At 68.8% G+C, this 23,730-nt stretch carries 22 protein-coding genes; 17 read left to right on the top strand and 5 right to left on the bottom strand.

The window, feature by feature from the left end; all coding sequences use genetic code 11:
* Positions 1–6: 6 nt before the first annotated feature.
* Positions 7–1,017 carry a type I glyceraldehyde-3-phosphate dehydrogenase gene (gene gap / locus Q3A80_RS08650; RefSeq protein ID WP_006476940.1) on the top strand — a complete coding sequence of 337 codons (1,011 nt, stop codon included), beginning with the start codon at positions 7–9 and terminating at the stop codon, positions 1,015–1,017.
* A 77-nt stretch (positions 1,018–1,094) separates the two neighbouring features.
* On the opposite strand, the gene Q3A80_RS08645 is transcribed toward gap, so the two are convergent.
* Complete coding sequence (locus tag Q3A80_RS08645; protein WP_446328640.1) at positions 1,095–1,985, bottom strand: LysR substrate-binding domain-containing protein; 891 nt, start codon at positions 1,983–1,985, stop codon at positions 1,095–1,097.
* Positions 1,986–2,135: 150 nt separating this feature from the next.
* Here Q3A80_RS08645 and Q3A80_RS08640 point away from each other — a divergent pair, with 150 nt between their 5' ends.
* Positions 2,136–2,909, top strand: a complete 774-nt coding sequence (locus Q3A80_RS08640) for an SDR family NAD(P)-dependent oxidoreductase (protein ID WP_446328639.1) — start codon at positions 2,136–2,138, stop codon at positions 2,907–2,909.
* Positions 2,910–2,924: 15 nt separating this feature from the next.
* Complete coding sequence (locus Q3A80_RS08635; protein WP_446328638.1) at positions 2,925–3,983, top strand: L-idonate 5-dehydrogenase; 1,059 nt, start codon at positions 2,925–2,927, stop codon at positions 3,981–3,983.
* A gap of 94 nt (positions 3,984–4,077) precedes the next feature.
* Here Q3A80_RS08635 and Q3A80_RS08630 read toward each other — a convergent pair whose 3' ends face one another.
* Entirely contained in the window at positions 4,078–5,277 is a 1,200-nt protein-coding gene (locus Q3A80_RS08630; RefSeq protein ID WP_446328637.1) for an MFS transporter, read from the bottom strand.
* A gap of 314 nt (positions 5,278–5,591) precedes the next feature.
* Between Q3A80_RS08630 and cynR the strand changes: the two genes are divergently transcribed.
* Positions 5,592–6,482 (top strand): transcriptional regulator CynR, encoded by an 891-nt coding sequence (gene cynR, locus Q3A80_RS08625; RefSeq protein WP_446328636.1) that lies wholly within the window; start codon positions 5,592–5,594, stop codon positions 6,480–6,482.
* A 78-nt stretch (positions 6,483–6,560) separates the two neighbouring features.
* Here the strand turns inward: cynR and Q3A80_RS08620 are convergent, their stop codons facing one another.
* Positions 6,561–7,283, bottom strand: coding sequence for a FadR/GntR family transcriptional regulator (locus Q3A80_RS08620; protein WP_446328635.1), 723 nt, complete (start codon positions 7,281–7,283; stop codon positions 6,561–6,563).
* Between the two features lie 212 nt (positions 7,284–7,495).
* Here Q3A80_RS08620 and Q3A80_RS08615 point away from each other — a divergent pair, with 212 nt between their 5' ends.
* The 3 genes from Q3A80_RS08615 (at position 7,496) to Q3A80_RS08605 (ending at position 10,466) form a co-directional block, all read left to right on the top strand.
* Positions 7,496–8,815 (top strand): C4-dicarboxylate transporter DctA, encoded by a 1,320-nt coding sequence (locus Q3A80_RS08615; RefSeq protein WP_446328634.1) that lies wholly within the window; start codon positions 7,496–7,498, stop codon positions 8,813–8,815.
* A gap of 104 nt (positions 8,816–8,919) precedes the next feature.
* Entirely contained in the window at positions 8,920–9,927 is a 1,008-nt protein-coding gene (gene alc / locus Q3A80_RS08610; protein WP_446328633.1) for an allantoicase, read from the top strand.
* Positions 9,928–9,941: 14 nt separating this feature from the next.
* Entirely contained in the window at positions 9,942–10,466 is a 525-nt protein-coding gene (locus Q3A80_RS08605) for an ureidoglycolate lyase (protein ID WP_446328632.1), read from the top strand.
* 230 nt (positions 10,467–10,696) lie between these two features.
* Here Q3A80_RS08605 and fur read toward each other — a convergent pair whose 3' ends face one another.
* The gene (gene fur, locus Q3A80_RS08600; RefSeq protein ID WP_006400349.1) at positions 10,697–11,125 is read right to left on the bottom strand and encodes a ferric iron uptake transcriptional regulator; all 429 of its coding nucleotides are present in this window, start codon (positions 11,123–11,125) and stop codon (positions 10,697–10,699) included.
* 142 nt (positions 11,126–11,267) lie between these two features.
* Here fur and bamE point away from each other — a divergent pair, with 142 nt between their 5' ends.
* The 9 genes from bamE to Q3A80_RS08555 all read left to right on the top strand — a co-directional run bounded on the left by bamE (position 11,268) and on the right by Q3A80_RS08555 (position 20,630).
* Positions 11,268–12,068, top strand: coding sequence for an outer membrane protein assembly factor BamE domain-containing protein (gene bamE, locus Q3A80_RS08595; RefSeq protein ID WP_446328631.1), 801 nt, complete (start codon positions 11,268–11,270; stop codon positions 12,066–12,068).
* Between the two features lie 65 nt (positions 12,069–12,133).
* Positions 12,134–12,931, top strand: coding sequence for a 4-hydroxy-tetrahydrodipicolinate reductase (dapB, locus tag Q3A80_RS08590; protein WP_044844161.1), 798 nt, complete (start codon positions 12,134–12,136; stop codon positions 12,929–12,931).
* A gap of 19 nt (positions 12,932–12,950) precedes the next feature.
* Positions 12,951–13,619 carry a MotA/TolQ/ExbB proton channel family protein gene (locus Q3A80_RS08585; RefSeq protein ID WP_446328630.1) on the top strand — a complete coding sequence of 223 codons (669 nt, stop codon included), beginning with the start codon at positions 12,951–12,953 and terminating at the stop codon, positions 13,617–13,619.
* Positions 13,620–13,641: 22 nt separating this feature from the next.
* Entirely contained in the window at positions 13,642–14,121 is a 480-nt protein-coding gene (locus Q3A80_RS08580; RefSeq protein WP_446328629.1) for an ExbD/TolR family protein, read from the top strand.
* Between the two features lie 308 nt (positions 14,122–14,429).
* Positions 14,430–17,024 (top strand): leucine--tRNA ligase, encoded by a 2,595-nt coding sequence (gene leuS, locus Q3A80_RS08575; protein WP_446328628.1) that lies wholly within the window; start codon positions 14,430–14,432, stop codon positions 17,022–17,024.
* Positions 17,025–17,062: 38 nt separating this feature from the next.
* Positions 17,063–17,617 carry an LPS-assembly lipoprotein LptE gene (locus Q3A80_RS08570; protein WP_446328627.1) on the top strand — a complete coding sequence of 185 codons (555 nt, stop codon included), beginning with the start codon at positions 17,063–17,065 and terminating at the stop codon, positions 17,615–17,617.
* Between the two features lie 18 nt (positions 17,618–17,635).
* The gene (gene holA, locus Q3A80_RS08565) at positions 17,636–18,739 is read left to right on the top strand and encodes a DNA polymerase III subunit delta (RefSeq protein WP_446328626.1); all 1,104 of its coding nucleotides are present in this window, start codon (positions 17,636–17,638) and stop codon (positions 18,737–18,739) included.
* 179 nt (positions 18,740–18,918) lie between these two features.
* Positions 18,919–20,190, top strand: a complete 1,272-nt coding sequence (locus tag Q3A80_RS08560) for a glutamate-5-semialdehyde dehydrogenase (protein WP_446328625.1) — start codon at positions 18,919–18,921, stop codon at positions 20,188–20,190.
* Between the two features lie 17 nt (positions 20,191–20,207).
* Complete coding sequence (locus tag Q3A80_RS08555) at positions 20,208–20,630, top strand: CopD family protein (RefSeq protein WP_446328624.1); 423 nt, start codon at positions 20,208–20,210, stop codon at positions 20,628–20,630.
* Positions 20,631–20,720: 90 nt separating this feature from the next.
* Here the strand turns inward: Q3A80_RS08555 and Q3A80_RS08550 are convergent, their stop codons facing one another.
* Positions 20,721–21,569 carry a MurR/RpiR family transcriptional regulator gene (locus tag Q3A80_RS08550; protein ID WP_446328623.1) on the bottom strand — a complete coding sequence of 283 codons (849 nt, stop codon included), beginning with the start codon at positions 21,567–21,569 and terminating at the stop codon, positions 20,721–20,723.
* Positions 21,570–21,863: 294 nt separating this feature from the next.
* Between Q3A80_RS08550 and edd the strand changes: the two genes are divergently transcribed.
* The gene (edd, locus tag Q3A80_RS08545; protein WP_446328622.1) at positions 21,864–23,720 is read left to right on the top strand and encodes a phosphogluconate dehydratase; all 1,857 of its coding nucleotides are present in this window, start codon (positions 21,864–21,866) and stop codon (positions 23,718–23,720) included.
* Positions 23,721–23,730 lie beyond the last annotated feature (10 nt).

Here is a 23,730-nt window from a genome sequence, read left to right as displayed (position 1 = left end):
TAGACCATGACGATCCGCGTCGCAATCAACGGCTACGGCCGTATCGGCCGCAACACGCTGCGCGCGTTCTATGAAAACGGCAAGAAGCACGATCTCGAGATCGTCGCGATCAACGACCTGGGCGATGCGAAGACCAACGCGCACCTGACCCAGTACGACACCGCGCACGGCAAGTTCCCGGGCGAAGTGTCGGTCGACGGCGACTACCTCGTCGTGAACGGCGACAAGATCCGCGTGCTCGCGAACCGCAACCCGGCAGAACTGCCGTGGGGCGAGCTGGGCGTCGACGTCGTGATGGAATGCACCGGCTTCTTCACGACGAAGGAAAAGGCGAGCGCGCACCTGAAGGGCGGCGCGAAGAAGGTGATCATCTCGGCACCGGGCGGCAAGGACGTCGACGCGACGATCGTCTACGGCGTGAACCACGACGTGCTGAAGGCCGAGCACACGGTCATCTCGAACGCGTCGTGCACGACGAACTGCCTCGCCCCGCTCGTCAAGCCGCTGAACGACAAGATCGGCCTCGAAACCGGCCTGATGACGACGATCCATGCATACACGAACGACCAGGTGCTGACGGACGTCTACCACGAAGACCTGCGCCGCGCGCGTTCGGCCACGCACAGCCAGATCCCGACGAAGACGGGTGCTGCATCGGCTGTCGGCCTCGTGCTGCCGGAACTGAATGGCAAGCTCGACGGCTACGCGATCCGCGTTCCGACGATCAACGTGTCGATCGTCGACCTGTCGTTCATCGCGAAGCGCGACACGACGGTCGAGGAAGTCAACGCGATCATGAAGGAAGCATCGGAAGGCGCGCTGAAGGGCATCCTCGGCTACAACGACGCACCGCTGGTGTCGATCGACTTCAACCACAACCCGGCTTCGTCGACGTTCGACGCGACGCTGACCAAGGTGTCGGGCCGTCTCGTGAAGGTGTCGAGCTGGTACGACAACGAGTGGGGCTTCTCGAACCGCATGCTGGATACGGCGATCGCATTCGCGAACGCGAAGTAATCGCGCACGTTGCGCGGCCGCGGCAACGCGGCCGGCGCGGCGAACGAACCCGGCCCGGAGCTTCCCGGCCGGGTTTTTTATTGTCCGGCGCTCGCCGTCGCGTGTTCGATCGCGTCGACGAATGCGCGCTTCAGCGGGCTGGCGAGATCGGTCCACGCGAGGCCGATGCCGCTGCGGTGACCGGCCAGGTCGAGCGGCCGCGCGAGCACGTTCGGCGGCAGCGCGCTCGCCGCCTGCGCCGGGATCAGCCCGATTCCCATCCCTGCCGCGACGAGCGCGAGCATCGTCGTGAATTCGCCGAATTCCTGCGCGATCTCGAGCGTCGTGCCCGCGCGGCTCAGCGCGAGCAGCATGTCGTCGTGAAAGCCGGGCGCGTAGCGGCGCGCGAGCACGAACGCCGGCTGGCCGCGCAACGCGGCCGGTGCGATCGTGTCGTGTGCGGCGAGCGGATGATCGAGCGGCAGCGCGACGACGAAACCTTCCTCGAGCACCACGCGCGTGTCGATGCCCGCATACGCGGCCGGCAGCCGGATCATCCCGAAATCGATACGCCGATCGCGCAGCGCGGCAACCTGGTCGGGCGTCGGCAGGTCCTTCAATTCGAGCGTGATCAGCGGGTAGCGCTCGCGCATCGTGCGCAGCACGGCCGGCAGCAACGCGGGCAGCACCGACGACACGAACGCGATGCGCAGCGTACCGATCTCACCGCGGCTCGACAGCCGCGCCATCTGCTCCGCGCGCGCGGCCTGCTGCAGCGTCGCGCGCGCCTCGGGCAGGAACACGCGGCCCGTATCGCTGAGCTCGACCTTGTGACGGTCGCGCTCGAACAGGCGCGCGCCGAGTGCATGCTCGAGCGCCTTGATCTGCATGCTCAGCGCGGACTGCACGATGAACAGGCGCTGCGCGGCGCGCCCGAAGTGCAGTTCTTCCGCGAGCGTGACGAAGGCGCGCAATTGCTTGAGTTCCATGACGGGGGCGGCAGCGACGAGTGGTGATCTGTTTTCATGATAACCGGATCAAAAAAGACCATTGGCGCGCAGCCGGCCGAGCGTCGAAGATAGCGTCGATGCGAGACCGGCCGCGACCGGCGGTCGGCTCGCCGGCACGAGGAGACATGCATGAGCAACGCGCTTGACCGGTTCCGCCTGGACGGCCGCCGCGCACTGATCACGGGTTCCGGCCGCGGTATCGGGCTCACGCTCGCCCGCGGACTCGCGGAAGCCGGCGCGGCGATCGTGATCAACGATCGCAATGAAGAGAAGGCCGCGACGCTCGCGCGCCATTTCCGCGATGAAGGTTTCGCGGCCGACTACGCGGTGTTCGACGTCGCGGAGCACGCGCAGGTGCGCGCGGCGGTCGACGATTTCGAGGCGCGCGTCGGCGCAATCGACATCCTCGTCAACAACGCGGGCATCCAGCGCCGCGCGCCGCTCGACGCATTCGACCCGGACGACTGGCACGCGCTGATGCGCGTGAACCTCGACGGCGTATTCAACGCCGCGCAGGCGGTGGCGCGCCACATGATCGCGCGCGGCCGCGGCAAGATCATCAACATCTGCTCGGTGCAGAGCGAGCTCGCGCGGCCGACGATCGCGCCGTATGCGGCGACGAAGGGCGCGGTGCGGATGCTGACCAAAGGGATGTGCGCCGACTGGGCGCGTCACGGGATCCAGGCGAACGGCCTCGCGCCCGGCTATTTCGAGACCGAACTGAATCGCGCGCTGGTCGACGATGCGGCATTCTCCGACTGGCTGTGCAAGCGCACGCCGGCCGGCCGCTGGGGGCAGGTCGACGAGCTGTGCGGCGCGGCGATCTTTCTCGCGTCGGCCGCGTCCGATTTCGTGAACGGCCAGACGCTGTTCGTCGACGGCGGGCTCACGAGCGCCGTCTAGCAACGGAGGAACCTCATGCGTATGCGTTGCATGTGCGTCGTGATCCACGGGCCGAACGACCTGCGGATCGAAGAACAGGACGCGGGCGAGATCGGCCCGGGGCAAGTGCGCGTCGATGTCGCGATGGGCGGTATCTGCGGCTCGGATCTTCATTATTTCCGGCACGGCGGCTTCGGTGCGATCCGGCTGCAGCAGCCGATGGTGCTCGGCCATGAAGTGGCCGGCACGGTGGCGGCGGTCGCGCCGGACGTGACGTCGGTGCAGGTCGGCGATCGCGTCGCGGTGAATCCGAGCCGCCCGTGCGGTGCGTGCCGCTATTGCCTCGAAGGGCTGCCGAACCAGTGTCTGGACATGCGCTTCTACGGCAGCGCGATGCGGATGCCGCACGTGCAGGGCGCGTTCCGCAACGCGCTCGTGTGCGACGCCGCGCAGTGCGTGAAGGTGGCCGACCACGTGCCGCTGTCGCTCGCGGCGCTCGCCGAGCCGTTCGCGGTCGGGCTGCATGCGGTGTCGCGCGCGGGCCCGCTGATCGGCCGGCGCGTGCTCGTGTCGGGATGCGGGCCGATCGGCGTGCTGGCGGTCGCGGCGGCGCGCGTGCATGGCGCGGCGGAGATCGTCGCGACCGACGTCGTCGACGCGCCGCTCGAGGTGGCCCGCGCGCTCGGTGCCGATCATGCGATCAACGCGGCCACCGACACCGGCTGGGTCGCGCGCTACGGTGCCGACAAGGGCACGTTCGACGTGATGATCGAGTGTTCGGGCAATGCGCGCGCACTGCGCGACGGTCTCGACGTGATGCGCCCGCGCGGCGTCGTCGTGCAGCTCGGGCTCGGCGGCGACGTCAGCCTGCCGCAGAACGTCGTGGTCGCGAAGGAGCTGTCGATCTGCGGGTCGTTCCGCTTCCATGCGGAATTCGCGCTCGCGGTGCAGCTGATCAATGCGGGCCGCGTCGACCTGCGCGCGGCCGTGACGCGCGTGTTCCCGATGCGCGACGCACACGACGCGTTCGAGCTGGCCGGTGACCGGCAGCGCGCGATGAAGGTGCTGATCGATTTCGCGGACGACCGCGCGTGAACGTGCGCCGCCGATAGCGCGGCGCCGTCGATGCAGACAAGGCACGCCCGCCAACCGCGGACGTGCCTTTTTCACTGGACGAAGCGACAGCCGGTCACTGCGTGACCTGCCGCACGACGACGCGCTGCGACGCGAGCCACAGCGCGATCAGCACGCCGGCGAGCGCCGCGCCTGCGATGCATACGCCGCGCCAGCCGTCGATGCCGTACGCGACGCTCGCCGCGAACGATCCGAATGCGCCGCCAATGAAGTAGCTCGTCAGGTAGATCGTCGTCACGCGGCTGCGTGCGTTGCCGGCGAGCGCGTAGATCACGCTCTGGTTCGAGATGTGCATGCCTTGCACGCCGACGTCGAGCAGCAGGATCCCCGCGATCAGCGCGGCGAGCGAGTGGGCGCCGGCCGCGATCGGCGCGAACGACGCGAGCACGGCCGCCGCGAACAGGCCGGTCGCCGCGTTGCCGTGGCCGCGATCGACGAGCCGGCCGGCCGACGTCGCCGCGAGCGCGCCCACCGCGCCGACGATCCCGAACAGCCCGATCTTCCCTTCGGAATAGCTGTACGGCGGCTGGCTCAGCAGGAACGTGAGGCCCGTCCACAGCAGGCTGAAGCATGCGAACACGAGCGCGCCGTAGGTCGAGCGCAGCGCGATCAGCGGCTGCGCGCGCACCAGCGCGACGAGCGACTTCATCAGCGCCGCGTAGTCGAGCCGCGCGTCGCGGCGATCCTTCGGCAGCTTCGCCGCGAGCACGCCGGTCAGCGCGAGGATCATCGCCGCGGCGATCCCGTACACCGCGCGCCAGCCGAACCCGTCGGCGATCGCGCCGGCCGCGACGCGCGCGAGCAGGATGCCGAGCAGCAGCCCGCTCATCACGGTACCGACCGCGCGGCCGCGCGTGCGTGCGTCGGCGAGCGATGCGGCGAACGGCACGAGCAGCTGCGTCGAGCACGTGACGAAGCCGAGCGCGATGTTCGCGACGACGAACATCGTGAAGTTCGTGCTGAGCGCGACGGCCGCGAGCGCGATCACGTTCAGCGCGAGCAGCCGCACGATCAGCGTGTGGCGGTTGAGTGCGTCGCCGAGCGGGACGATCATGAGCAGGCTCGCCGCATAGCCGAGCTGCGTCAGCGTGACGAGATAGCCGAGCTCGGCGGGCGGCCGGCCGAAGCTGTGCGCAATTGCCGCGAGCAGCGGCTGCGCGTAATAGATGTTGCCGATGACGATGCCGCACGCGCACGCGAACAGCAGCGTCATCGCGCGAGTCAGCGGGGGATGGTTGTCGTGATGCGGTTCCATGGTCGCGAAAAAAGCGGGGCGCCGGCCGGCGGCATGGGGCCGTCGGCTGCGCGGGGTGGCGGAGGTCGGGGCCGGCGTCAGCGGAGCGACCGCTGAACGGATGCGTGCGCGGCGGAAGGTGGCCGGCGCCACGATCGGGCGGCGGCGAATCTCCCTGCGGCACGCAACGGGAGGCGGGCCCGGGCGTGCCGCTCCGGTGCGGCGGCCAGCGGCCGTGCGCGGGAGCGGAAGTGCGTATGATGCGAGAATCGAGCCATAGCGTCCAAGACTGGATTCTTATGGAATCCATTGGCATTACCAATACCTGAGCCGCGATGCTACTCCGCCACATCCGCTATTTCCTGGCCGTCGCCGAACAGCGCAGCTTCACGCGCGCGGCCGATGCGCTGCACGTGTCGCAGCCGACGCTGTCGCAGCAGGTCCGCCAGCTCGAGGAGATGCTCGGCGTGCAGCTGTTCGACCGCTCGGGCCGCGCGGTGCGGCTGACCGAGTTCGGCGAGGTCTATGCGCGGCACGCGCGCGCGGCGCTGCACGAGCTCGACACCGGGCAGCGCGCGCTGCACGACGTCGCCGAGCTCGGCAGCGGTTCGCTGCGGCTCGCGATGATGCCGACCTTCGCGGCCTACCTGAGCGGCTCGCTGATCGACGCATTCCATGCGGATTTTCCGAACGTCGCGCTGACGATCGACGCGATGCCGCAGGAACGCATCGAGGCGCTGCTCGCCGACGACCGGCTCGACGCCGGCTTCGCGTTCGTGCCGCCGCGCGCGCCCGACATCGACGCGCTGCCGCTGTGGGAAGAGCCGCTCGCGCTCGTGACGGGCCGCACGCACCGCCTCGCGCGCCGCCGGCGCGCATTGCGTGCGGCCGAGCTCGCGGGCGAGCCGCTGGTGCTGCTGAGCCGCGCATTCGCGACGCGCGAAAGCATCGACCGGTATTTCATCGAACAGGGCGCGCAGCCGAAGATCGCGATCGAGACGAATACGGTCAGCGCGGTGCTGGAGCTCGTGCGTTGCGGGCGGCTCGCGACGGTGCTGCCGCAAGCGGTCGCGCGCGAGAGCGGCGACCTGTGCGCGCTGGAGCTCGACCCGCCGCTGCCGTCGCGCACGGCCGCGCTGCTCACCCGCAAGGGCGCGTACCGCAGCGTGGCGGCGCGCGCGTTCATCGAGCGCGCGCTCGCGTATCGCGATCCTTCGGGGGGATGACCGATACGGGCGAAAAGCGGCCGGGAACGGCGAAGGGCGAACGGCGGCGCAGCGAACCGCGGCGGACCGCCGGCTCCGTCAGCCGCCCGGCGTCGGGAAGAAGATGCCCGCGCGTTGCGCGGCGTTCGCGATGTGCGTCTCGATCGCGATACCGGCCGCGGCCGCGTCGCGGGCGATCAGCGCGTCGACGATCGCGCGGTGCTCGTGCCACGTCGACAGCAGCAGCTCGCGCCGGTAGAACGGCATGCGCTGGCTTTCCTTCATGATGTCCGCGCTGCTGCGCAGCACCGACTCGATCGCCGCGTTGCCCGCGAGGTGGATGATCCGCATGTGGAAGTCGAAGTCGAGCCGCGACGCCTCGTCGAGCGCGCTGTCGGTGAGCGCGACGTGCAGGTCGGCGAGGTTCTCCTCGAACCACGCGATGTCGTCGTCGGTGACGACGTGCGCGGCCATCCGCGCGGCGAACCCTTCGAGCGCATAGCGCATCTGGTACGTATCGGGCGGCGACGACTGCTCCGCGAACTGCCACGGATGCGCGGCCGTCGCCTGCGCGCTTTCGACGTACACGCCCTTGCCGGCGCGGATGCGCAGCATCCCGAGCGCCTCGAGCGTGGACAGCGCCTCGCGCAGCGACGCGCGGCTGATCTCCAGCTCCTCGGAGAGCTGGCGCTGGGCCGGCAGCAGGCTGCCGACCGGATACACGCCTGCCTCGATCCGGTCGCGGATCGTCGCGATGGCGGCGTCGGTCACGGTATGCGGAACGTTCTTCATGGTGTGAGCGATAGCCGGTCTGACCGGCATTGTAATCCGCACGTGCACGGTGCACGACGGACCTACGGGAAAGCCACGATCGGCCCCTGTCTGGTGCATCGCCACGCGGTGCGCGAGCGCGGGAAATCCCTATTTTGTTCGTCCTTGACGCGACTATATCGGCTTCCTACTATCCACCATAACATCACTGGTCTTACCAGTATGAACAGACGAAACTGCAACCGTTGGATCGGGAGAGCGCCGTGTCGAAATTCCTCAATTCGCTGTTTGGCCGGGTAGTCGTCGCATTAATCCTCGGGGTCGCGCTAGGCGCGTTCTTCCCGCATTTCGCCGAGTCGCTGCGACCGCTCGGCGACGGCTTCCTGAAGCTCATCAAGATGGTCATCGGTCCGATCGTGTTCTGCGTGGTGGTCAGCGGGATGGCCAATGCGGGCGACCTGAAGAAGGTCGGCCGGGTCGGCCTGAAGGCGGTCGTCTACTTCGAGGTGATGACGACGCTCGCGCTCGGCATCGGCCTCGTGCTCGCGTGGCTCACGCGCCCGGGCGTCGGAATGAACATCGACCTGCGCTCGCTCGACGCGGCGTCGCTGTCGACGTACGCGAAGAACGCCGAAAGCCTGAAGGACACGGCCGGCTACCTGATGAAGATCATCCCCGACACCGCGATCGACGCGTTCGCGAAGGGCGACATCCTGCAGATCCTCGTGTTCGCGGTGCTGTTCGGCTCCGCGCTGTCGCTGCTCGGCGACAAGGCGCAGCGCGTGAACAGCCTGATCGAGGAGCTGTCGCACGTGTTCTTCCGCATCATCGGCTTCATCATCAAGCTCGCGCCGCTCGGCGTGCTCGGCGCGATCGCGTTCACGACCGGCAAGTACGGCGTCGCGTCGCTCAAGCAGCTCGGCTACCTCGTCGCGGTGTTCTACCTGAGCTGCTTCGTGTTCGTCACGGTCGTGCTCGGTGCGGTGATGCGGCTCGCGGGCTTCTCGGTGTTCAAGCTGATCCGCTACCTGCGCGAGGAACTGTCGATCGTGCTCGGCACGGCGTCGTCGGACGCGGTGCTGCCGCAGGTGATGAGCAAGCTCGAATACATGGGCATCAAGGATTCGACGGTCGGCCTCGTGATCCCGACCGGCTATTCGTTCAACCTCGACGGCTTCTCGATCTACCTGACGCTCGCGGTGCTGTTCATCGCGCAGGCCACCAACACGCCGCTGTCCACGCATGACCTGATCGTCGTGCTGCTCGTGTCGCTCGTCACGTCGAAGGGCGCGCACGGGATTCCCGGTTCGGCGATCGTGATCCTCGCGGCGACGCTGTCGGCGATCCCCGCGATTCCGGTGCTCGGCCTCGTGCTGATCCTGCCGGTCGACTGGTTCGTCGGCATCGCCCGCGCGCTGACCAACCTGATCGGCAACTGCGTCGCGACGGTGGTGGTCGCGGTGTGGGAGAACGACATCGACCGTGCGCGCGCGAAGCGCGTGCTGAACCGCGAACTGCGCTACGTGGCCGACGCGCCGGGCAGTGCCGCACCGGTTGCCGGCGACCAGGCCCACGCGCTCTGAGCACGACTGTCGCGCGGCGCGGCGCCCCTGGCCGCCCCGCGCGAACGAATTTCCTGCGACCGGCGCGTTGACGCGCCGGCGCTTGCCAAAAAAGTGGAGACGACATGGCAGCCCCCATCCTCGATCCGAACGCGCCGGCCTTCACGCGGCGCTACATGAACCTCGCCGACCCGCGCCTGGGCGCGCAGGCGCTCTTCGCCAGCGACGAATTCTTCGCGCCGAAGGAGCGCATGCTCAATCCCGAGCCGGCCGTGTTCATTCCCGGCAAGTACGACGACCACGGCAAGTGGATGGACGGCTGGGAAACGCGCCGCAAGCGCACGACCGGCCATGATTTCTGCGTGGTGCGGCTTGCGCGGCCGGGCGTGATCCACGGCGTCGATCTCGATACGAGCCACTTCACCGGCAATTTCCCGCCGGCCGCGTCGATCGAGGCCTGCGCGGTGGACGGCGACACGCCGCCGGACGACGCCGAATGGCGCACGATCGTCCCGGCGACGACGCTGCAGGGCAATTCGCATCACTACGTGAGCGTCGACGATGCGCAGCCGTTCACGCACCTGCGCGTGAACCTGTATCCGGACGGCGGGCTCGCGCGGCTGCGCGTGTACGGCCAGCCGCAGCGCGACTGGCGCCGCGTGCCGGCCGGCGAGCTGGTCGATCTCGCGGCGATCGAGAACGGCGGCTACCTGGTGGCGGCGAACAACCAGCACTTCGGTCCGGCGTCGCAGATGCTGATGCCGGGGCGCGGCGCGAACATGGGCGACGGGTGGGAAACGCGGCGCCGGCGCGAGCCCGGCAACGACTGGGCGATCGTCGCGCTCGCGCGGCCGGGCATCATCCGGCGCGTCGAGGTCGATACCGCGTTCTTCAAGGGCAATTTCCCCGACCGCTGTTCGCTGCAGGCCGCGCGGGTCGCGGGCGGCACCGACGATTCGCTGGTCACGCAGGCGATGTTCTGGGCCGAACTGCTCGGCGAGCAGAAGCTGCAGATGGATCACGTGCACACGTTCGACCAGCTCGCGGCGCTCGGTCCCGTCACGCACGTGCGCTTCAACATCTTCCCGGACGGCGGCGTGTCGCGCCTGCGTCTGTGGGGCGAGCCCGCCTGAAGGAGAACGTCGGCATGAGCGGACCCCATATCCTGCGCGTCGAGCGCCTGACCCGCGACGCGTTCGCGCCGTTCGGCGACGTGATCGCGCTCGAAGGCGCGCGGCACTTCCCGATCAACGGCGGCACGACCGAGCGCTTCCACGATCTCGCGACGATCGACGTGTGCGCGGACGGCGGCCGGCCGCTCGTCAGCGTGTTCCGTGCGCAGCCGCGCGCGCTGCCGGTCGCGCTCACGCTGATGGAGCGCCATCCGCACGGCAGCCAGGCGTTCATCCCGCTCGCGGCGGTGTCGCGTTACGCGATCGTCGTCGCGCCGGCCGGCGAGTTCCGGCCCGACGCGATGCGCGCGTTCCTGGCCGAAGGCTGGCAGGGCGTGAACTACGCGAAAGGTGTCTGGCACCACCCGCTGCTCGCGCTCGACGCGGTCAGCGACTTCGTGATCGTCGACCGCGGCGGCCCGCAGCCGAACTGCGACGAGATTCCGCTCGACGACGCGTGGGCGCTCGAGTTCGAGCCGGCCTGCGCGGGCGCGGCCTGACGGGCGGCGGGGCCGGCGGCCTCGGGCCGCCGTGCTGCCGGGAGCCCGGATCGCGCATCGCGCCCCGCGCGGCGGCGCACGGCGCGCCGTCGAGCGATCAACCGGTCGGTCGAAAACGTCCCGAACCGGCCCGCGCGCGCTGCGCGGGCTTTTTCGTCCCTGTCCCGAAAACAACGCGGCCCGGGCGGCGGGATGCCGGCCGGGCCGTCGCGACGCACGCAGCGCGTGGGTCAGTGCTTGCGGTGCGGGCAGTTCTCGGTCGTGCAGGAACCGTACATCGCGAGCGAGTGTTCCTGGAGCCGGAAGCCGCGTTCCTTCGCGATCGCCTGCTGGCGGCTTTCGATTTCGGCATCGAAGAATTCCTCGACGCGGCCGCAATCGAGGCACACGAGGTGGTCGTGGTGCGAGCCTTCGTTCAGTTCGAACACGGCCTTGCCGGATTCGAAGTTGCTGCGCGACAGCAGGCCGGCCTGCTCGAACTGCGTCAGCACGCGGTAAACGGTGGCGAGCCCGATGTCCAGCTGCTCGTTGAGCAGGTTGCGGTAGACGTCTTCGGCCGTCAGGTGACGCACCGGGCTTTGCTGGAAGATCTCGAGAATCTTGAGGCGCGGTAGGGTGGCCTTTAGCCCGATATTCTTGAGATCCGTCGGATTGGTCATGGCTAGGCATCCCTAGAGTACAATGCAGGGCTTCAATGTTACCGGCTTTTCGCCGTTCCAGAAACACGCGCGGCCCGCGGAGCGGGCCAGCACGGTGAAGGAAATGTTCCCGGAATCCCTTTCGCACTTTCAGAGGAGTCGCATGCGGAGTGCCATCATCGCTGCCGCCGCCGTTGCCGCGCTGGCTGGTTGTTCGTCGTACGACAGCGTGACGCAGCGCATCGCGCAGAGCATCACGCCCTATCGGATCACTGTCGTGCAGGGCAACTTCGTGTCGCAGGAGAAGGCCGCGCAGCTGCAGGCCGGGATGACGCGCGAGCAGGTTCGCGCGCTGCTCGGCACGCCGCTGCTCGCGGACATGTTCCATGCCGACCGCTGGGATTACCTCTTTTACTTCAAGCGCGGCTCGACCTCGGTCGTCCAGCAGCGCGACCTCGTGCTGACGTTCTCGGGCGATCGCCTCGCGAGCTGGACGGGTGCCGAGAACCTGCCGTCCGAACTCGACCTGCTGGCCGATATCGACGGCGATCGCGGCGGCAAGAAGGCGAAGGCCGCGGCCGCGGCGAAGAAGGCGTCCGAAGCCGCTGCCGCGAGCGCCGCGCAGGCTGCCGCAGCCGCGAGCCCGTCCGCTGCGCCGGCCTCCGCTGCGGCAGTCGACCAGGATGCGAACGCGCAGGCTGCGCGCGCGGCGAACCGCGCGACCAACCAGGTGTCGGGGCAGGGCTCGACGTCGCGCCGCTTCACGCCGTCCGCGCAGGCTTCGGGCGGCGCGCCGGTGCCGGGCGGCCAGCCGCCGGGCGCGGCGCCGGCGATCCAGCCGCAGTTCCAGTTCCATCGTCCGCCGCCGCCGAACGCGACGAACGAAACGGCGCCGCCCGTCGGCCCGCAAGGCTCGGACACCCTGCAGAACCAGCCGCTCACCGCGCCGGCGCAGTCGCAATAAGCGGCCGGCGTGCGGAAACAGGGCGGCATGCGCCGCCCGCCTTTAGACCTGTCGTGTAGAAAGCCATGAAGATTGCGATTGCCGGTGCATCGGGCCGTATGGGCCGGATGCTGATCGAAGCCGTTCTCAACGATTCCGACGCGCAGCTCGTCGGCGCGCTCGACCGCGCCGATTCGCCGTTCCTCGGCCAGGACGCCGGTGCGTTCCTCGGCAAGGAAACCGGGATCAAGCTGACCGACGACCTCGATGCGGTGTTCGCGCAGGCCGACTACCTGATCGACTTCACGCGGCCGGAAGGCACGATCGCGCACGTCGCGGCCGCGCTGCGCCACGACGTGAAGCTCGTGATCGGCACGACCGGCTTCACCGCCGAGCAGAAGGCCGAGCTGCAGGCCGCGGCCGGCAAGATCGGCATCGTGTTCGCGGCGAACATGAGCGTCGGCGTGAACGTCACGCTGAAACTGCTCGAATTCGCGGCGAAGCATTTCTCGCACGGCTACGACATCGAGATCATCGAGGCGCATCACCGTCACAAGGTCGATGCGCCGTCGGGCACCGCGCTGATGATGGGCGAGGCCGTCGCCGGCGCGCTCGGGCGCTCGCTCGACGACTGCGCGGTGTATGGCCGCCAGGGCGTGACGGGCGAACGCGATCCGTCGACGATCGGCTTTGCGGCCGTGCGCGGCGGCGACATCGTCGGCGACCACACGGTGCTGTTCGCCGGGATCGGCGAGCGGATCGAGATCACGCACAAGTCGTCGAGCCGCGTGTCGTATGCGCAGGGCGCGCTGCGCGCGGTCCGCTTCCTGTCGGCGCGCGGCGCCGGCCTGTTCGACATGCAGGACGTGCTCGGCCTGCGCTGACCCACACGGGGAAACTCCGATGGCCATTCCCACCGGCGTTGTCCACTACCTCGAAAGCGGCGATGCGATCACGCATGCGGTCGCGTACGTGCTGCTGGCGATGTCCGTCGCCAGCTGGTGCTTCCTCCTGATGAAAGCCTGGCTCCTGGTCCGCGCGAAGCGGCAGGGGCCGCGCGCGCTTGCCGCGTTCTGGCGCGCCGCGTCGCTCGACGCGGGCATCGACGCGCTCGCCGGCGCCGATCGCGAGCGCGTGTTCGTGCCGCTCGCGGAAGCCGCGCGCGATGCGGCCGACGCGCACGATCCGGCGGCGCTCGCCGCGCGCGTCGAGCGCAGCGAACGCGTGCTGCGCGCGCTGCGTCATGCGATGCTGCGTTCGCAGCGGCGTCTGGAGTTCGGCCAGGTGCTGCTCGCGTCGATCGGCAGCACCGCGCCGTTCGTCGGGCTGCTCGGCACCGTGTGGGGCATCTACCACGCGCTCGGCAGCATCGCCGCGAGCGGGCAGGCGCAGATCGAGAACGTCGCGGGGCCGGTCGGCGAGGCGCTGATCATGACCGCGTTCGGGCTCGTCGTCGCGATCCCGGCGGTACTCGCGTACAACATTCTCGGGCGGCTCGTGCGCCAGCTCGCCGAGGAACTCGACGGCTTCGCGCGCGACCTGCACGTGTTCGTGTGCGCGCAGGGCGCCTGACCCACGGGCGGGAGGAGCGATCATGGCATTCGGCGGACTGGAGCACCACAAGACGTCCGCGCCGATGGCGGAGATCAACATGACGCCGCTGATCGACGTGATGCTCGTGCTGCTCGTCATCTTCATCATCACCGCGCCGCTGATGACGCACGCGATCCGGCTCGACCTGCCGAAGGTCGCGGCGAGCGTCGCGCGCGACACGCCGCAGTCGGTCACGCTGTCGATCGACGATGCCGGCAAGCTGTACTGGGACGACATGCCGGTCGCACTCGACGCGCTGCCCGCGCGCTTCAAGGCCGCCGCCGCGGGCGCGACGCCGCCTGAGCTGCGGCTGCGCGCGTCGCGCGCAACCCGCTACGACGTGATCGCGCAGGTGATGGGCGCCGCGCAGGCCGCGGGCCTCGCGCGCATCGGCTTCGTCACCGACGTGCCGCCGGCCGGCGCCGCCGCACCGGCCGCCGCGGGCGCGACCCGCCGAGTTCCCGCGTCGTCGAGTCCCTGAGTCGCTGTCTGCCGACCGGCCGACGTGCCGCCCGCGCGGCCTGCACCGGGAACACGGGAAGAATGCGCGCTGGCCCCCGAGACCGGCCGTACCGCCCGCCGCGGACGGTATAATCGTCGTTTCCGCCCGGTCGGCAGGGTTTTGCCGGGTAACCTGGAGACCCTCCCGGTTACCCGGCGAATATCCGCGAACCATGACGCAGGCCCGAGATCCGTGATCCTGCTGCTGCCGCCGGGCTGCCCGATTTTCGTCCACTTCCGCGTGCCCGCCTCGTGGCGCGCCGCTTAAAGCCTAGTCCGAACCACACCATGCACGAGAGATACGTACCCGCCGACGTCGAAGCCGCCGCCCAGGGCGACTGGCGCGCAGCCGATGCCTACAAGACGAAGGAAGACTCGCAGAAGCCGAAGTTCTACTGCGTGTCGATGCTGCCGTACCCGTCCGGCAAGCTGCACATGGGTCACGTGCGCAACTACACGATCAACGACGTGATGTACCGCTATCTGCGGATGAACGGCTACAACACGCTGATGCCGATGGGCTGGGACGCGTTCGGGATGCCGGCCGAGAACGCCGCGATGGCGAACGGCGTGCCGCCCGCGAAGTGGACCTACGACAACATCGAGTACATGAAGGGCCAGATGCAGTCGATGGGCCTCGCGATCGACTGGTCGCGCGAGATCGCGACGTGCAAGCCGGACTACTACAAGTGGAACCAGTGGCTGTTCCTGAAGATGCTCGAGAAGGGCATCGCGTACAAGAAGACGGGCACCGTGAACTGGGATCCGGTCGACCAGACCGTGCTCGCGAACGAGCAGGTGATCGACGGCCGCGGCTGGCGTTCGGGCGCGCTGGTGGAAAAGCGCGAGATCCCGATGTACTACCTGCGGATCACGCAGTACGCGGATGAACTGCTGAACGACCTCGACGGCCTCGGCTGGCCGGAGCGCGTGAAGATCATGCAGCAGAACTGGATCGGCAAGAGCTTCGGCGTGAACTTCGGGTTCCCGTACGAGCTCGACGGCGAGAAGGCGCTGCTGCGCGTGTTCACGACGCGTGCCGACACGATCATGGGCGTCACGTTCTGCGCGATCGCAGCCGAGCACCCGCTCGCCACGCGGCTCGCGCAGGGCAAGCCGGAACTGCAGGCGTTCATCGACGAATGCAAGCGCGGCGGCGTCGCCGAGGCCGACGTCGCGACGATGGAGAAGAAGGGCGTCGCGACGGGCTTCTCGGTGTCGCACCCGCTGACCGGCGAGCCGGTCGAGGTTTGGATCGGCAACTACGTGCTGATGAGCTATGGCGAAGGTGCGGTGATGGGCGTGCCGGGCCACGACGAGCGCGATTTCGCGTTCGCGAAGAAGTACGGCCTGCCGATCAAGCAGGTGATCGCGAGCGAAGGCCAGACGTACTCGCTCGACGCATGGCAGGAGTGGTACGGCGACAAGGACACCGCGGTCTGCGTGAACAGCGGCAAGTACGACGGGCTGCGCTATACGGAAGCGGTCGACGCGGTCGCGGCCGACCTGAAGGCCGGCGGCTTCGGCGACAAGCAGGTCACGTGGCGCCTGCGCGACTGGGGCGTGTCGCGCCAGCGCTACTGGGGCACGCCGATCCCGATCATCCACTGCCCGTCGTGCGGCGACGTGCCGGTGCCGGAAGCCGACCTGCCGGTCGTGCTGCCGGAGGACCTCGTGCCGGACGGCTCGGGCAACCCGCTCGCGAAGTCGGAAGCGTTCCTGAACTGCTCGTGCCCGAAGTGCGGCGCGGCCGCGAAGCGCGAAACCGACACGATGGACACCTTCGTCGATTCGTCGTGGTACTTCTCGCGCTACACCGCGCCGGATGCCGAGACGATGGTCGACGCGCGCACCGATTACTGGATGCCGATGGATCAATACATCGGCGGCATCGAGCACGCGATCCTGCACCTGCTGTATTCGCGCTTCTGGACCAAGGTGATGCGCGACCTCGGGCTCGTGAAGTTCGGCGAGCCGGCGAAGAACCTGCTCACGCAGGGGATGGTGCTGAACGAGACGTACTACCGCGAGGACGCGGCGGGCAAGAAGACCTGGTACAACCCGGCCGACGTGACGGTCACGCACGACGACAAGGGCCGCCCGGTCGGCGCGACGCTGAACGCCGACGGCCAGCCGGTCGTGCTCGGCGGCATCGAGAAGATGTCGAAGTCGAAGAACAACGGCGTCGACCCGCAGGTGCTGATCGACCAGTACGGCGCCGATACCGCGCGCCTGTTCACGATGTTCGCGGCGCCGCCCGAGCAGCAGCTCGAGTGGTCGGGCGCGGGCGTCGAAGGCGCGAGCCGCTTCCTGCGCCGCGTGTGGAGCTTCGGTTTCGCGAATCGCGAAGCGCTCGCCGCGCGCGCCGGCTTCGACGCGGCCGCGCTCGGCGATGCCGACAAGGCGCTGCGCCGCGAGATCTACAGCGTGCTGAAGCAGGCCGATTTCGACTACCAGCGCCTGCAGTACAACACGGTCGTGTCGGCCGCGATGAAGATGCTGAACGCGATCGACGGCGCGAAGGGCGCGACGCCCGCCGTGCTGCGCGAGACGTACGGCGTGCTGCTGCGCGTGCTGTACCCTGTCGTGCCGCACGTCACGTTCGAGCTGTGGAAGGCGCTCGGCTACGCGGACGAATTCGGCCCGCTGCTCGACGCCCCGTGGCCGAAGGTCGACGAGGCCGCGCTCGAGCAGGCCGAGATCGAGCTCGTGCTGCAGGTGAACGGCAAGGTGCGCGGCGCGCTGAAGGTGGCGAAGGATGCGAGCCGCGACGCGATCGAAGCCGCGGCGGTGGCCGACGAAGCATTCGCGAAGTTCAGCGACGGCAAGCCGGCGAAGAAGATCGTCGTCGTGCCGGGCCGCCTCGTGAACATCGTCGTCTGACGGCCGCCGGCCGTCGGGTGCACACAGAAGGAGCGAAGGTGATCCGCAGATCGTTTTTGATGCTCGCCGCCGGCAGCGCGCTCGCGCTGTCGGCATGCGGTTTCCAGTTGCGCGGCCAGCAGAACTACGCGTTCAAGCACCTGCTGGTGGCCGGCGCGCCGGCGCCCGTCGAGGCGCGCCTGGTGCGCCTCGTCGAGGCCGGCAGCGACACGAAGATCGTCAAGTCGGCGGACGACGCCGACGCCGTGCTGCGCATGTGGGAATCGCGCGGGCAGAACACGCTGACGCTCAACAAGTACGGTTCCGCGCAGGAATATGCGCTGTTCTATACGCTGAACTACACGCTGACGAGCAAGGACGGCACCGTGCTGATCCCGCCGAGCGCGATCGCGCTGAACCGCGCGATGACGTACAGCGACCAGTACACGAACGCGAAGGCGCAGGAAGCCGACATCCTGTACGGCGACATGCAGAACGACGCGGTCGACCAGCTGATGCGGCGTCTCGCGATCGTCCACTCGCTGACGCCGGCGCCGGAGGACGTGGTGCCGGGCGTCGCGCCGCGCGCGCCGCTGCCGCCGCCGCCGCTGTGATCGCGGGCGCACGCACCGATGCAATTGCGACTTGATGCGCTGGAGCCGCACCTCGCGAAGGGGATGGCCGGGCTCTACACCGTGTACGGCGACGAGCCGCTGCTCGCGCAGGAAGCGTGCGACCGCATTCGTGCGGCCGCGCGCGCGGCCGGCTTCACCGAGCGTTCGGTGCATACGGTCGAGCGCGGCTTCGACTGGAGCGTGCTGCTCGGCGCGACGCAGGCGATGTCGCTGTTCGGCGAGCGCCAGCTGATCGAGCTGCGCATTCCGTCGGGCAAGCCGGGCAAGGAAGGCGCCGACGCGCTGAAGACGCTCGCGGCGACGCCCAATCCGGACGCGCTGATGCTCGTCACGTTGCCGCGCCTCGACGCGGCGACGCAGAAATCCGCGTGGTTTACCGCGCTGCAGAACGGCGGCGTCGCGCTGAAGATCGATCCGATCGACCGCGCGCAGCTGCCGAACTGGATCGGCCAGCGTCTGGCAATGCAGGGCCAGCGCGTCGCGCCCGGCGAAGACGGCCGCCGCGCGCTGCAGTTCATCGCGGAGCGCGTCGAGGGCAATTTGCTCGCCGCGCACCAGGAAATCCAGAAGCTCGGCCTGCTGTATCCGCAGGGCGCGCTATCGTTCGAGCAGGTGCACGACGCGGTGCTGAACGTCGCGCGCTACGACGTGTTCAAGCTGAACGAGGCGATGCTCGCGGGCGACGCCGCGCGGCTCGCGCGGATGATCGACGGGCTGAAGGGCGAAGGCGAGGCGATCGTGCTCGTGATGTGGGCCGTCGTCGAGGAATTGCGCACGCTGTTGCGGATCAAGCGCGGCGCGAACGCGGGCAAGCCGCTCGCGACGCTGCTGCGCGAGAACCGCGTATGGGGGCCGCGCGAGCGGCTGATCGGCCCCGCGCTGAATCGCGTGTCGGAAGCTGCGCTGGAGAAGGCGCTCGCGTTCGCCGCGAAGCTCGACCGGCAGGTGAAGGGGCTGTCGGCCGTCACGCCGGGCCGCCGCACGCAGGACGATCCGCCGCCCGATCCGTGGGACGGCCTGTTCCAGCTCGCGATGACGGTCGCCGGCGAGCGCGCCGAGGGCAGTGCGCGACCGCAGACCGCGGGTCGCGTGCGGCGTTAAGCCCCGCCCGGGCGCTTCAGCGCACGCATCGCAACCCGCTTACAATGTTTTGATGGCCGGCGCGGCCTGCCGCGGCTACCGCACGGATGGCCGCCGCGGATGGCCGCCACCCGGATGGCCGGCCCACGCTTCCCCACGAATTCACGCCGCCCAGCGCGGCTTGCTTCTCGAGTCACACGATGGATATCGATCAGTACATGACCGACCTGGGCCGTCGCGCCCGGCACGCTTCCCGCGCGATGGCGCGCGCCAGCACGGCCGCGAAGAACGCGGCGCTCGACGCGGTCGCCCGCGCGATCGAGCGCGACGCGCAGGCGCTGAAGGAGGCGAATGCGCGCGACGTCGCCCGTGCCCGTGAAAAGGGGCTCGATGCGGCGTTCATCGACCGCCTGACGCTATCCGACAAGGCGCTGAACACGATGGTCGAAGGCCTGCGCCAGGTGGCGTCGCTTGCCGACCCGATCGGCGAGATCGGCAACCTGAAGTACCGCCCGAGCGGGATCCAGGTCGGCCAGATGCGCGTGCCGCTCGGCGTGATCGGGATCATCTACGAGTCGCGCCCGAACGTGACGATCGACGCGGCCGCGCTGTGCCTGAAGTCGGGCAACGCGACGATCCTGCGCGGCGGCTCCGAGGCGCTCGAATCGAACGCGGCGCTCGCGAAGCTGATCGGCGAAGGACTCGAGGCGGCAGGCTTGCCGCAGGACGCGGTGCAGGTGGTCGCGACGGCCGATCGCGCGGCGGTCGGCAAGCTGATCACGATGACCGAATATGTCGACGTGATCGTGCCGCGCGGCGGCAAGAGCCTGATCGAGCGCCTGATCAACGAGGCCCGCGTGCCGATGATCAAGCACCTCGACGGCATCTGCCACGTGTATGTCGACGATCGCGCGGACCTGAACAAGGCGCTGACCGTGTGCGACAACGCGAAGACGCACCGCTACGGCACCTGCAACACGATGGAGACGCTGCTCGTGTCGAGCGGCATCGCGGCCACGCTGCTGCCGCCGCTCGGCAAGCTGTATCGCGACAAGCAGGTCGAACTGCGCGTCGATGCGGCCGCGCGCACGGTGCTCGCCGACGCAGGCGTCGGCCCGCTCGTCGACGCGACCGAAGAGGACTGGCACACCGAATACCTCGCGCCGGTGCTCGCAATCAAGGTCGTCGACGGCCTCGACGCGGCGATCGAGCACATCAACCACTACGGCTCGCACCACACCGATGCGATCGTCACCGAAGATCACGACCGTGCGATGCGCTTCCTGCGCGAAGTCGATTCGGCGAGCGTGATGGTCAATGCGTCGACGCGCTTCGCGGACGGCTTCGAATTCGGCCTCGGCGCGGAAATCGGCATCTCGAACGACAAGCTGCACGCACGCGGGCCCGTCGGCCTGGAAGGGCTCACGTCGCTGAAGTACGTGGTGCTCGGACACGGCGAAGGCCGCCAGTAAAGCGAGGCGCACAACCGATGGCAATGCTCTGGGTCAAGACGTTCCACATCGTTCTGATCGCCGCGTGGTTCGCGGGGCTGTTCTACCTGCCGCGCATCTACGTGAACCTGGCCATGGAAACCGATCCGGCCGCGGTGCGCCGGCTGCTGCTGATGGCGCGCAAGCTGTTCCGCTTCATGACGATGATCGCGGTGCCGGCGCTCGCATGCGGGCTGTGGCTGTGGCTCGTGATCGGCATCGGCCAGGGGCAGGGGTGGATCCATGCGAAGGTGGCGGTGGTGGTGCTGCTGATCGTCTACCACGCGTATTGCGGGCACCTGCTGCGGGTGTTCGAGCGCGGCGAGAACCGCCGCACCGACAAGTGGTACCGCGTGTTCAACGAGCTGCCGGTGCTCGGCATGCTCGCCGCGGTCGCGCTGGTCGTGATCAAGCCGTTCTGAGTCCGCCGCGCGGCCCGGGGGGCGAGCGATGCGCGACGGCGCCCCTCGGGGCGCCGTTGTTCGTTTACACGCGCGGATCCCGCTGCGGCTCTACTCCTTCGCCGGATCGTCGATCCGGCGGCGCGTGATCGCTTCCTTCGCACGGCCGACGCGCTCCATCAGCGCCGGCCCGCGCGACAGCGCGACGCCGACCGCGAGGATGTCGCCGATCGCGAGATGCGACATCCGCGACGTCATCGGCGAGAACACGTCGGTTTCCTCCGCAACGTTCGACGCGAGGCTCACCGTCGCGAGCTTCGCGAGCGGCGAATGGCTCTGCGTGATCGCGACCACCTTCGCGCCGCACGCGAGCGCCGAGCGCGCGGCATCGACGATGTCGCGCGTGCGCCCGGTGTTCGAGATCGCGACGACGACGTCGTGCGGCCCGAGCAGCGCGGACGACATCGAGAACGTATGCGGGTCCGAATACGCGACGCTCGGCACGCCGAGCCGGAAGAACTTGTGCTGGATGTCCTGAGCGGCGATGCCCGAGCCGCCCGCGCCGTAGAACTCGATGCGCGATGCGTTCGACAGCAGCGCGATCGCGTCGGCGACGCTGCCGGCCGACAGGCTGTTGCGCACCTCGATCAGCGCGCCGATCGTGCGGTCGAACACCTTGCCGATGATGCCGGGCGCCGGCTCGTCCGGCTCGACGTCGCGATACACCGACGACACGCCCGGCGCGACGCTCTGCGCGAGCCGGATCTTGAATTCGCGAAAGCCGCTGCAGCCGAGCGCCTGGCAGAAGCGCGCGATGGTCGGCTGGCTGACGCCCGCGCGAGTCGACAGCTCGGTCATCGCGAGGTCGAGCACCTCGCGCGGCGCGGCGAGGATGTAGTCGGCGAGCTTGCGCTCGGACGGGCGCAGGTCGGCGCGGATCGCTTCAATGCGAGGCAGCATGGGACGGCGGATGGAAATCGGGTTCGGATGAGCGAGTGTATCGCAATCGAATTGTAGAAAATCTACATGAAAATGCTAGCTCCAATCCCGACGGTTTACCGAGCGGCGGAGTGGGTGAATTAGGGTTTTTACTAGGTAGCCCCTTGCTGGTGGCGGGAATAGCGGTTGCGAGCATATCGATCCGCATTGCGTGCTTGTAGTTTTTCTACTAGACTGCCTTCGTTCGTTCGACGAAGCTCGACCGTCCCCACGATTCCAACCGCCGGTGTCGTCCGGCATACAGGAGCGCCCAGCATGACGTCGCTGCATCCCACCCTGGCGAAGGTCACCGAACGCGTGATCGCCCGCAGCCAATCGACCCGTTCCGCCTATCTGCAGCGCATCGACGGCGCGCAGGGCAAGTTCCCGGCGCGCGGCGCGCTGTCGTGCGCGAACCTCGCGCACGGTTTCGCGGGTCTCGAAGGCAGCGACAAGTTCCAGATCAAGGCGATCCGCGAACCGAACATCGGCATCGTGTCCTCGTACAACGAGATGCTGTCCGCGCACGCGCCGTACAAGAATTTCCCCGACATCATCAAGGCCGCCGCGCGCGAGAACGGCGGCGTCGCGCAGTTCGCGGGCGGCGTGCCGGCGATGTGCGACGGCGTCACGCAGGGCAACCCGGGGATGGAACTGTCGCTGTTCTCGCGCGAGGCGATCGCGATGGGCACGGCGATCGCGCTCACGCACAACATGTTCGACGCGGCGCTCTGCCTCGGCATCTGCGACAAGATCGTGCCGGGCCTCCTGATCGGCGCGCTGCAGTTCGGCCATCTGCCGACCATCTTCGTGCCGGCCGGCCCGATGACGAGCGGGCTGTCCAACGACGACAAGGCGAAGATCCGCCAGCAGTTCGCGACCGGCCAGGTCGGCCGCGACGCGCTGCTCGAAGCCGAATCGGCCGCGTATCACGGCCACGGCACCTGCACGTTCTACGGCACCGCGAACAGCAACCAGATGCTGATGGAGCTGATGGGCCTGCACCTGCCGGGCTCCGCGTTCGTCCATCCGCACACGCCGCTGCGCGACGCGCTCACCGCGCAAGCCGCGCGCCGCGTGCTCGACCTGACCGTCGAGCGCGGCCAGTACACGCCGATCGGCCATGTGATCGACGAGAAGGCGATCGTCAACGGGATCGTCGCGCTGCTCGCGACGGGCGGCTCGACCAACCACACGCTGCACCTCGTCGCGATCGCGCGGGCGGCCGGCATCCTGATCGACTGGAACGATTTCGACGAACTGTCGGCCGTGGTGCCGCTGCTCGCGAAGATCTACCCGAACGGCAAGGCCGACGTGAACCATTTCCACGCGGCGGGCGGCGTCGCGTTCCTGGTGCGCAACCTGCTCGAAGGCGGGCTGCTGCACGAAGACGTGACGACGGTCGCGGGCAAGGGCCTGTCGCACTACACGAAGGAGCCGAAGCTGGTCGACGGCAAGCTGACGTGGGTCGACGGCACGACCGAGAGCCACGACACGAAGGTGCTGCGCGGCATCCGCGACCCGTTCCAGCCGGACGGCGGCCTGCGCCTGATGCAGGGCCGGCTCGGCCGCGGCGTGATCAAGATTTCGGCGGTCGCGCCCGAGCACCGCAAGGTGAAGGCGCCGGCGATCGTGTTCGATTCGCAGGAAGCCGTGCAGGAAGCGTTCGATCGCGGCGAGCTGAAGCGCGATTTCGTCGCGGTCGTGCGCTTCCAGGGCGCGCGTGCGAACGGGATGCCCGAGCTGCACCGTTTGACGCCGCTGCTCGGCGTGCTGCAGGATCAGGGCTTCCACGTCGCGCTGGTCACCGACGGCCGCATGTCCGGCGCGTCGGGCAAGGTGCCGGCCGTGATCCACGTGTCGCCGGAAGCGCTGCTGGCCGGCCCGATCGGCAAGGTGAAGACGGGCGACACGCTCGTGATCGACGCGGAAGCCGGGATCCTCGACATCGAGGTCGACGATGCGCAATGGCACGCGCGCCCGGTCGCGCAGCCGCTGCACCAGGCCGACAACGAAGTCGGATTCGGGCGCGAACTGTTCGGCGTGTTCCGCGCGGCGGCCGCACCGGCCGAGCAGGGCGCATCGGTTTTCGGGACGCTGGTCGGCGAAACGGCCGTCCGCGTCGCTGCATGAATTTCAAGGA

It is taken from the genome of Burkholderia sp. SR8 (genome assembly GCF_052851275.1).
This window is presented reverse-complemented; position numbering and strand designations above follow the sequence as displayed.

Bases quoted from the DNA above. Each gene is read 5' to 3' on its own strand.
- holA (WP_446328626.1), top strand. From the start codon at position 17,636: ATGCAATTGCGACTTGATGCGCTGGAGCCGCACCTCGCGAAGGGGATG.
- Q3A80_RS08555 (WP_446328624.1), top strand. From the start codon at position 20,208: ATGGCAATGCTCTGGGTCAAGACGTTCCACATCGTTCTGATCGCCGCG.
- bamE (WP_446328631.1), top strand. From the start codon at position 11,268: ATGCGGAGTGCCATCATCGCTGCCGCCGCCGTTGCCGCGCTGGCTGGT.
- Q3A80_RS08645 (WP_446328640.1), bottom strand. From the start codon at position 1,985: ATGGAACTCAAGCAATTGCGCGCCTTCGTCACGCTCGCGGAAGAACTG.
- Q3A80_RS08550 (WP_446328623.1), bottom strand. From the start codon at position 21,569: ATGCTGCCTCGCATTGAAGCGATCCGCGCCGACCTGCGCCCGTCCGAG.
- dapB (WP_044844161.1), top strand. From the start codon at position 12,134: ATGAAGATTGCGATTGCCGGTGCATCGGGCCGTATGGGCCGGATGCTG.
- Q3A80_RS08560 (WP_446328625.1), top strand. From the start codon at position 18,919: ATGGATATCGATCAGTACATGACCGACCTGGGCCGTCGCGCCCGGCAC.
- Q3A80_RS08605 (WP_446328632.1), top strand. From the start codon at position 9,942: ATGAGCGGACCCCATATCCTGCGCGTCGAGCGCCTGACCCGCGACGCG.
- Q3A80_RS08640 (WP_446328639.1), top strand. From the start codon at position 2,136: ATGAGCAACGCGCTTGACCGGTTCCGCCTGGACGGCCGCCGCGCACTG.
- Q3A80_RS08635 (WP_446328638.1), top strand. From the start codon at position 2,925: ATGCGTATGCGTTGCATGTGCGTCGTGATCCACGGGCCGAACGACCTG.
- Q3A80_RS08585 (WP_446328630.1), top strand. From the start codon at position 12,951: ATGGCCATTCCCACCGGCGTTGTCCACTACCTCGAAAGCGGCGATGCG.
- fur (WP_006400349.1), bottom strand. From the start codon at position 11,125: ATGACCAATCCGACGGATCTCAAGAATATCGGGCTAAAGGCCACCCTA.
- edd (WP_446328622.1), top strand. From the start codon at position 21,864: ATGACGTCGCTGCATCCCACCCTGGCGAAGGTCACCGAACGCGTGATC.
- Q3A80_RS08620 (WP_446328635.1), bottom strand. From the start codon at position 7,283: ATGCCGGTCAGACCGGCTATCGCTCACACCATGAAGAACGTTCCGCAT.
- Q3A80_RS08580 (WP_446328629.1), top strand. From the start codon at position 13,642: ATGGCATTCGGCGGACTGGAGCACCACAAGACGTCCGCGCCGATGGCG.
- gap (WP_006476940.1), top strand. From the start codon at position 7: ATGACGATCCGCGTCGCAATCAACGGCTACGGCCGTATCGGCCGCAAC.
- alc (WP_446328633.1), top strand. From the start codon at position 8,920: ATGGCAGCCCCCATCCTCGATCCGAACGCGCCGGCCTTCACGCGGCGC.
- leuS (WP_446328628.1), top strand. From the start codon at position 14,430: ATGCACGAGAGATACGTACCCGCCGACGTCGAAGCCGCCGCCCAGGGC.
- Q3A80_RS08630 (WP_446328637.1), bottom strand. From the start codon at position 5,277: ATGGAACCGCATCACGACAACCATCCCCCGCTGACTCGCGCGATGACG.
- cynR (WP_446328636.1), top strand. From the start codon at position 5,592: ATGCTACTCCGCCACATCCGCTATTTCCTGGCCGTCGCCGAACAGCGC.